This is a genomic window from Endozoicomonas sp. (genome assembly GCF_031844845.1).
GTDB lineage: Bacteria > Pseudomonadota > Gammaproteobacteria > Pseudomonadales > Endozoicomonadaceae > Endozoicomonas.
Window position 1 is genome coordinate 1 of the sequence record NZ_JAVRMB020000377.1, and the last position, 8505, is coordinate 8505.

8 protein-coding genes are annotated in these 8505 nt (G+C 47.8%); 6 read left to right on the forward strand and 2 right to left on the reverse strand.

Annotated elements, in window-relative coordinates:
* The first annotated feature begins 107 nt into the window (after window positions 1–107).
* Window positions 108–887, forward strand: coding sequence for a hypothetical protein (locus tag RM811_RS20860; RefSeq protein WP_402527882.1), 780 nt, complete (start codon window positions 108–110; stop codon window positions 885–887).
* Between the two features lie 26 nt (window positions 888–913).
* Here RM811_RS20860 and RM811_RS20865 read toward each other — a convergent pair whose 3' ends face one another.
* Window positions 914–1498 carry a hypothetical protein gene (locus RM811_RS20865; RefSeq protein ID WP_402527884.1) on the reverse strand — a complete coding sequence of 195 codons (585 nt, stop codon included), beginning with the start codon at window positions 1496–1498 and terminating at the stop codon, window positions 914–916.
* 303 nt (window positions 1499–1801) lie between these two features.
* Between RM811_RS20865 and RM811_RS20870 the strand changes: the two genes are divergently transcribed.
* Window positions 1802–3601: a hypothetical protein gene (locus RM811_RS20870; RefSeq protein ID WP_402527886.1), complete on the forward strand. Its 1800-nt coding sequence runs from the start codon at window positions 1802–1804 to the stop codon at window positions 3599–3601.
* Window positions 3602–3657: 56 nt separating this feature from the next.
* On the opposite strand, the gene RM811_RS20875 is transcribed toward RM811_RS20870, so the two are convergent.
* On the reverse strand, window positions 3658–4788 hold the full coding sequence (locus tag RM811_RS20875) for a DUF2066 domain-containing protein (RefSeq protein ID WP_402527888.1): 1131 nt from the start codon (window positions 4786–4788) through the stop codon (window positions 3658–3660).
* 312 nt (window positions 4789–5100) lie between these two features.
* Between RM811_RS20875 and purM the strand changes: the two genes are divergently transcribed.
* From purM to gloA, 4 genes are all read left to right on the forward strand, one after another.
* Entirely contained in the window at window positions 5101–6147 is a 1047-nt protein-coding gene (gene purM / locus RM811_RS20880; RefSeq protein ID WP_402527889.1) for a phosphoribosylformylglycinamidine cyclo-ligase, read from the forward strand.
* Between the two features lie 121 nt (window positions 6148–6268).
* Window positions 6269–6949: a phosphoribosylglycinamide formyltransferase gene (gene purN, locus RM811_RS20885; protein WP_402527891.1), complete on the forward strand. Its 681-nt coding sequence runs from the start codon at window positions 6269–6271 to the stop codon at window positions 6947–6949.
* A 44-nt stretch (window positions 6950–6993) separates the two neighbouring features.
* Window positions 6994–7836 (forward strand): DUF3108 domain-containing protein, encoded by an 843-nt coding sequence (locus tag RM811_RS20890; protein WP_402527893.1) that lies wholly within the window; start codon window positions 6994–6996, stop codon window positions 7834–7836.
* Window positions 7837–7874: 38 nt separating this feature from the next.
* Window positions 7875–8282 carry a lactoylglutathione lyase gene (gene gloA / locus RM811_RS20895; protein WP_402527895.1) on the forward strand — a complete coding sequence of 136 codons (408 nt, stop codon included), beginning with the start codon at window positions 7875–7877 and terminating at the stop codon, window positions 8280–8282.
* The last annotated feature ends 223 nt before the right edge of the window (window positions 8283–8505 follow it).

Sequence of the window (8505 nt, forward strand, 5' to 3'; positions counted from 1 at the left end):
TTTATCAGATTGTTCAAATTTGAGTTCCACAAAAATGCACCTTCTGAGTGATCAATTTACAAAGTACTATTTTAGGCTATATTCGTTGGCACGACCGGCTTTTGAAGATGCAAACGTCTTCTGAAGTTACGGATTCAGGTAAAATAGATACTGTGGTAAAACAGCTTTCCCAGCAGCTAGAAGAAACCAAGAATAAATCAAACCAACTCACCACTGCAAATAAGACTCTGACCTCTGAGAACAGGAAATTTGAGCAGAAGTCGGTAACTAATAAAACAGAACTTGACACATTAAATGAGAAACATGAGGAAAGCACCGAAAAACTTAATCAGGTTAGCGATAAGCTAAACAGGCAGAAGATGATAATGAGAAGACTTCAGAGTGAATTGTCTAATCAGAAAAAACAGAGTGACTCTGTTTCGAATGAAAAACAGAATTTACAGAGTCATTTAGATCAAACGATTACTAAGGATGAACAGCTTTCCCATCAGATAGAAGAAAACAAGAGTAAATCAAACCAACTCGCCGCTGAAAATAAGACTCTGACCTCTGAGAAAAGGGAACTTGAGAAGAAGCTGGCAGCTAATCATGCAGAAATTGACACCTTAAAAAAGGAACATGAGCAAAGAACCGAAATACTTAATCAGGTTAACGATGAGCTAAAAAAGACAAAAACTGAGAATGAGTCGCTTCAAAGTAATCTTTCTAATCAGAAAACAAAGACTGACTCTCTTTCGAATGAAAAACAGGATTTACAGCGTCAGTTAGAGAAAAAGACTACTGAGTCAGGACAGCTTTCCAAGCAGTTAGAAGGTACCGCGGCTACATCATCCCAACTCAATGCTGAGGGCTCAGAAGGGGGAAGCTCTGTCGATTCGGAATCATAACTAAAATCAGGATCTGAAATTTAACGTCACATTAGTGAAAACAATGATTCAAATGCAGTAGTCCAGTCACTCAGTTCAGGGTCATGTCCAGCGGTAACCATTGGATCCCCGGTGGTTATCGCCTGTAGATTCCGCCCCAGGGCAAGAGCATCTGCAAGCGGCCTCTCTGAACCATCAATATTCAGCTCGAGTTCGATGGCAGAGCCTTTAACCTTGTGTACAGAAACCTCGCGCACAGCCGTCATTCTTTCAAGGTATTTAAACGGTGCTGCATAGTCTTCCAGAGAGGAGACATTCTCTACCACCAGCAAGGTCTTGCCACTGGCATCGGAGGTATTGATTGCATAATACCGGGATAACGTCGAACCGGCGAGATCGGCTGCAAGCCGGGTAACGCCAACAGCATCCAGGCCATTCACCGCAACGAACTGACTGACTCCCGCCTGCGCGGGAATGACGGAGGGCTGGTACTTTCTACAACGCCACTTCCCTAAGATCCATTTTCGAAGCACTGCTATAGCACAAGACTGTGGACAGTTTTTTGAGAGCCCATCACTGATGGGGAAAAACCTGTCGCTTGATGACTGGTATTTATCGTAAGTCTGGGGCAACCCTGAGTTGCCAGAAAGTACCTTATAAAGCTACGGCCCGTAATTACCGGGCAAAAAACTGTCCGAAGTATTGATAGCAAAAACACTGGGAGAAATTGGGTTATCAGACAATCCCCGGGCCAATTTTAATTGAACTCATGCAGTAATTTCCAACGCATCTTTATCGTCTGTCTCAAACGAACAGTGTTGTATTTATGAAATAAAAAATTTTATTCACTGCGTTTTCACAGTGAACTTCCACAGACATATCCTGTCTCATATCCTGCCTTTAATTAAATCAAACCTGCCTTGGAATTGCATCGCATGTCTACTACTATCTCTCCAAATAGCAATACAACGATAACTGTATCGACAGCTACACTGATGAATCCTGCCCAGTCTGGACATTCCCGCATTAAAGCGGTCCCAATAACCAACACCATACAGCCAGCTGACGCACCTCCTGACCGTCTCCCACATGAGACAGTTTCGATATCTGACCGGACACCATCACCATCACCTTCCGTATCGAAAAATATCGGAAAAACACCGCCTCAGGAGCAACCGAACACTGAAAAAAATAAAAGCACGCCTTCCAGTCTGGATAGCTCGCAAGAGGTTAATTCACCCAAGTTAACAAACCAAAAGGGAATTAAAGAGCTAGTGGATTTTTACGGCATCTCTCAGGATAAAGAGACTGGAGAAACCAACTTTTTAAACCGACTAACAGCTTGGAAAGATGGTACAATTAAAACTCTGCATCACGGCATCGCTCTGTACAATAAAGACCCAACATCCAATGAAAAAGCTGCCGACATTCACAAAATAGTCAACAACAATATTAAAAATAGACCCGTGGAAGTTCTAAAAGTCACCACTACTGATCAAGAAGGTACACGTTCCCAATTCTGGGCATCGGTGTTCTTGCCATCACGATTTAACGAATCCCGACCTGATTATACAGAGAGGTTTAATACAGTCATTAAAACAGCGAATGATAATATCCAACGAGTTAAGACATTTTATCCAGAACAGACACAAAGTCTGATTCCAAAAAAAACGGTTCCCACCAAAGAACCATCCGAAAAGGAACCATCCGAAAAGGAACCATCAAAGTCAGTTGAACAGGGCAATAATGAAAAGACCACATTACACAGGATAAAAACCTACACTGATACGGCTAGCAAGACTACCCCAGTTACGTCTCAAGATACTGCGCCCTCCTTCCAACCACCTGTTCAAGGAATAGCGTCTGATGAATTAAAAACCACGCAGAAACAGGAACAACCCTTACTACCGGAAAATCAAACCGTTCAGCCACACAACAGCGCAAACTCTACCAGGGAGCAGAATGCCAACACCACTACCACTGAACCAGACGCTGTTGAAGATAAAAGTGGAATCCCTGATTTAGGAGCTTCAGATGAGGGTTTGACCACAAAAATGGGGCAATTCAGCTTGCCTGAGAAGGTTTCCACTAATAACGTAAACAGCGCCACTGAACCATCTTTAGAAGAAAAAACACCAGCCCCAGCCCCTACTGGCTCACCGCGACCTACTCAAAAACAAGCATCTGCTGAAGTGAAAACCGGGGTGGAATCGGAACAACCTGAGACGAACCCCAGCGAAGATAAGTCAACGAAAAAGAAAATAACCAGTTTCTTCAAGAAACTACTTCCGGCCAACAGTGGCCGTTCTGCAAAAACAGAAGGCAGCAACTCCGCAACCAAAGGGCCAGACACCAAGAAATCCAAACAGACGATTACAGAAGAATTTGCGTCATCAACAGCAAAAGGTGCCTCCCCTACTGATGATCCAGCTACCACTGACTCCTTGCCATCTTCTCAAGAAAAACCATCTGCTGAATTGAAAACCGGGGTGGATTCGGAACAACCTGAAACGGACCCCAGCGAAGATAAGGCAACGAAAAAGAAAAAACCTGGCAGATTACAGAGAGCTTTCTCGTTCAGGAAAAGTACCCATCCTGAAAAAAAAGAAGACTGCAACACCTTAACCGAGACGCCAGACATCATCAAATCCCAACAGTCCAGTTCAGCCAATCCAGAAAAAACGGCGCCCCCTACAAAAGATGTTCTATCGTCTCAGGAAGGGACAGAAATTTAACGTCACTGTAGCGACAACAATGATTCAGATGCTGTAGTCCATGAGCAGCACTCAGGTCAGGATCGGAACCAGCGGTACACCATCGACTCCCCGGTGGTTACCGCCTGCAGATTACGCCCAAGGGCAAGGGCATCGACCAACTGGCTGACCGATCCATCAATAGTAAGATCCAGGGTCAGCGTAGAACCTCTGACTTTATGTACAGAGACTTCACGCACAGCCGTCATTCTTTCAAGGTATTTATACAGTCCTGCATAGTCTTCCAGAGAGGAGACATTCTCTACCACCAGCAAGGCCTTGCCACTGGCATCGGAGACATCAATAGCATAGTGCCGGGATAACGTCGAACCTGCGAGGTCTGCTGCAAGCCGGGTAACGCCAACAGCATCCAGACCATTCACCGCAACGGACTGACTGACTCCACGGAATATCAGACTCAGTCGACCATAAAAAAGCTCATTGTCTTGTGGCAGAGAACGTGACAGACGGCCAGCCAGAATAGACTCAGAGCCATACCGGCGGGAAGCGTCCTGAATCTTATCGCTGAACCCACCCCACACATCAACCGCAGCAATCGCTGCGGAATCCTCAAAATCCATCAATGGAAAGAGCACGGGTAACCCTCGCTCTTGAAAACTCTCAGCAAACACCCCCGGCAAGGTTTCCGACGCATTGACAATGGAACGCCTTCCAGCATTTTCCATCGCCAGCCACACCAGCGTAGAGGGTCTGCTCTGCCCCCAAATCGCCACATTGGCACTGCGCAGCAAGCGGTTTACCGCTTGTTCATCAAAGGTGGCCTGAAAAATCTGCTGACGGTTCAGTGAAGCTTCATCGGTACGAAAACCGAACTTCCGGATATACGTTTCCGGCTTGGCCAAAGCACTCTGAACAACAGGGTTCGACAGCACCTCACGTTGGCCGGCTACCTTTACCAGCACCCCTGCCAGCGCACGACTCATCGCATCAGAGCGTTCTTTATAACTCTGCCCTGTTATCGGTACCTCTTGACTGTACAAACCCTTCACCATGGCAGCTTCTGTGGGTGCTGACAGAGCAACCAGCACCAGAAGACTTAACGCCAGGCAGACAATCCGACCACCTGAACGAATCCCCAGCATTAAAGAAAGGATCAATTGACTCATCAACTCTTGATAGAAAGCTTTGTATTGCGTAGCCACAGGCATCCAGAAAACCCTGTTGGTAAAAATCAAATGACCGTAATTCTGCCACAATTCACGGAAAAAATACTGTTTTTACACGGCAATCCATTTTAACGAACGCTGCCCGCTACCCGAAAAAGCCAGGATCGCTTGTGATTGTGCTTTTGCGGGTAGCGGGTAGCGATTTCAAATCACTAGCGCTCAGACAGATTTACCGATTAAGACACCTGAAAAATGCGACAAATCAGTAACATCATTGCGATAAACCCCGCACCCTCCTAGAATAGCCGCCTTCATCCACCCAAACAGTTCCCGGCAACAAGCGGATTCATATCAATGAACAAATCGGATTCCAGAACTTCCCTGAGTTACAAGGATGCCGGTGTCGATATCGACGCTGGAAACGCCCTGATCGAGCGTATTAAACAGGTTGCAAAGGCCACTTCACGCCCAGAGGTGATGGGTGGACTGGGCGGTTTTGGAGCATTCTGCCAACTGCCATCCGGCTACCGGGAGCCAGTGCTGGTTTCCGGCACCGATGGTGTGGGTACCAAACTGAAGCTGGCCATGGATCTTGCCATGCATGACGATATTGGTATTGACCTGGTCGCCATGTGCGTCAACGACCTGGTGGTCTGTGGGGCAGAGCCCCTGTTTTTTCTGGACTATTATGCCACAGGCAAACTGAATGTGGATGTGGCTGAGCGGGTTGTCACCGGCATCGGCAAGGGCTGTAAGCAGTCAGGCTGCGCCCTGATTGGCGGAGAAACCGCTGAAATGCCTGGTATGTACCAGGGTGATGATTACGACCTTGCCGGCTTCTGTGTGGGTGTCGTAGAAAAGTCTGAAATCATTGATGGCAGCAAGGTATCCGCCGGCGATGTGCTGATTGGACTGAAGTCCAGTGGCCCCCACTCCAATGGCTACTCCCTGGTTCGCAAAGTACTGGAAGTTGCCGGTGTGGATCTGCACGATTCACTGGAAGACAAGCCGCTTGCAGAACACCTGATGGCTCCGACCCGTATTTACGTGAAGTCGCTTCTGCAACTGCAGAAAGAACTACCCATCCATGCCATGGCACATATTACCGGGGGTGGTCTTCCGGAAAACCTGCCAAGGGTCATCCCCCGGGGTTGCCGTGCTGTGATTAACACTCAGAGCTGGGAAATCCCCGCCATCTTCCGTTTCCTTCAGGAAAAGGGCAACATTGAGGTCTTTGAGCTGTATCGGACTTTTAACTGCGGCATTGGCATGGTTCTGTGCGTTCCCGGGAACCATCAGGAGCAGGCTCTCAAACGCCTGGAGGAGCTGGGGGAAGAAAGCATCATTATTGGTCACATTGAAGCCACTGACAGTGATGCTGAACCCGTAGTATTCCAATAATCGGAACTTTTAAGATTTCTTTCTGACCAATATCAGGGCTGCTTCCATTATTATGGAGGCAGCCCTGCCCTGCTCTTAACACAGAACCCAAAAAACCATCAAAATCATTCAGGAAACAGCAGTGAGCGAGAAGCCACCCGTGAGCCCAAAAAAGCGAGTTGTCGTTCTGCTATCAGGCAACGGCAGTAATCTTCAGGCACTTCTGGATCAAGAGTCTAATTACAGTTATGACATTGTCGGGGTTGTCAGTAACGTACCTGAAGCCTACGGACTGGAAAGAGCCAGAGCGCACAAAGTAGCCGCACTGGGCCTCGACTATAAAGTATTTTCATCGCGGGGTGCTTTTGACCAGAGACTGGTGGAAGAAGTGAACCGCTTCGAGCCTGACCTGGTGGTACTGGCGGGGTATATGAAAATCCTCAGCCCTGAGTTTGCTGACCGATTTTCTGGCCGGCTGATTAATATCCACCCATCACTGTTGCCTGACTATAAAGGCCTTGGTACCTACCGGCGTGCTCTCGCGGATAAAAAGACAAAACATGGCTGCACCGTTCATTTTGTCACCCCGGAGTTGGACAGTGGAGCCCATATCATTCAGGCTTCCCTTAATATAGAACCCACCGATAATGAGGAAAGCCTCAAGCGGCGGGTTCAGATAATGGAACATCAGATTTACCCACTGGCCGTACACCTGTTTACCTGTGGCCGGCTCCAACTGAAAGAGGATAAAGCCTGGCTGGATAATCACCCCATCGATCCTCAGGGCTACCAATTACTGGAAAATGCCCTGGAACTGGCATGATCAATGGGTCTCATTCACTTTTTCAGTTGTTACGCGAGGCGATAATGAAAGACTCAATGGCTACCCGTTTCAGCCTGCACCGCACTCGCATTTTCACCATGGCACTTGTCTGCGCTTTACTGGTACTGAATAATTCAGCGCTTGCAGCCACCACCAGTAAAAGTCTGCGCCAGAATAATGAAAAAGTGAAAACCCCGGCCTTTATTCTCAAGCCTTATACCGCAACCTACAATGCATCGATAAAAGGCGTGCCGTTTGGCGGCTCTGGCGAGCGGTCCCTGACTAAAAACTCCGACGGTAGCTGGACGCTGGCTTTCAGCGCTGACGCCGCTTTTTTCGGGATGAAGGAGAACAGCGATTTTTTGGCCCGGGAAGGACAACTGATTTCCAACCAGTATATGCAGCAACGCACCGGCCTGGGCAAAAAGCCCACTGAATACGCTTCATTCGATTGGAAGAACAACAAGGTAAACTGGCAACAGGGTGACAAGCAGTGGTCCATGAACCTGAAACCGGAAACCCTGGACAACCTGAGCTACCAGTTAAAGCTTCGTATGGATCTTGCGACAGCCAGCGTTAAACAGCTCAGCTATTATGTGGCTGACGACGATGAAGTTTATCAACGCCGGTTTATTGTTGAAGGCGAAGAAGTATTAGCAACCGACCTGGGAAAGCTGAAAACCGTCCGGGTAAAAATACAACGTGAGAATAGCAACCGTGCCACCTGGATCTGGTTTGCCAAAGACCATGATTACTTTCTCGTAAAGATCCTGCAGGAAGAGAAAGGCACTGCCTACACAATAGACATCAAAGAAGCGTCGATTGACGGCAAACCGCTGAAAAAGAAACAAACCGTAAAACCCTCTGAACGTCCCGGACATCCCTGACAAACAAACATCTATTAGAAACCTGAAGGAGCTTAACTGTGCGATTTCTTCACACCATGCTGCGTGTTGGTGATCTTGATCGATCCATCAAATTTTATACCGAAATTCTTGGCATGAAGCTGCTGAGAAAACACGACAATGAAGAGTATAAATATACCCTGGCCTTTGTTGGTTATGCCGATGAGTCTGAGCAGGCGGTTATTGAGTTAACCTACAACTGGGGCACCAAAAAATACGATCAGGGCAATGCCTTTGGTCATATCGCTCTGGGTGCTGATGATATTTATGCCACTTGTGATGTCATCCGCAAGGCTGGCGGAAAGATCACCCGTGAGCCGGGTCCGGTTCTTGGTGGATCGACAGAGATTGCTTTTGTGGAAGACCCGGATGGTTACAAGATTGAGCTGATTCAGTCAAAATCTGCTTCTGCAGGACTGAAAGGCTAGTGCAGCTAAGCCCTGATACCCATACTACCGTCTTTCCCGCGAAGGAGGGTGTTGCAAAAGGTTGAAAATGCCGATTTCTACCCCCTCCGTCTTTCCCGCGCAGGAGGCTGTCGCAAAACCCACCAGAAACCTCGTTCCCACGCTCTGCGTGGGAATGCATAGCCAACCACAGGAATCGTGTCTGTGGTTGGGTCCTGGCGCTACCACGCAGAGCGTGGGAGCG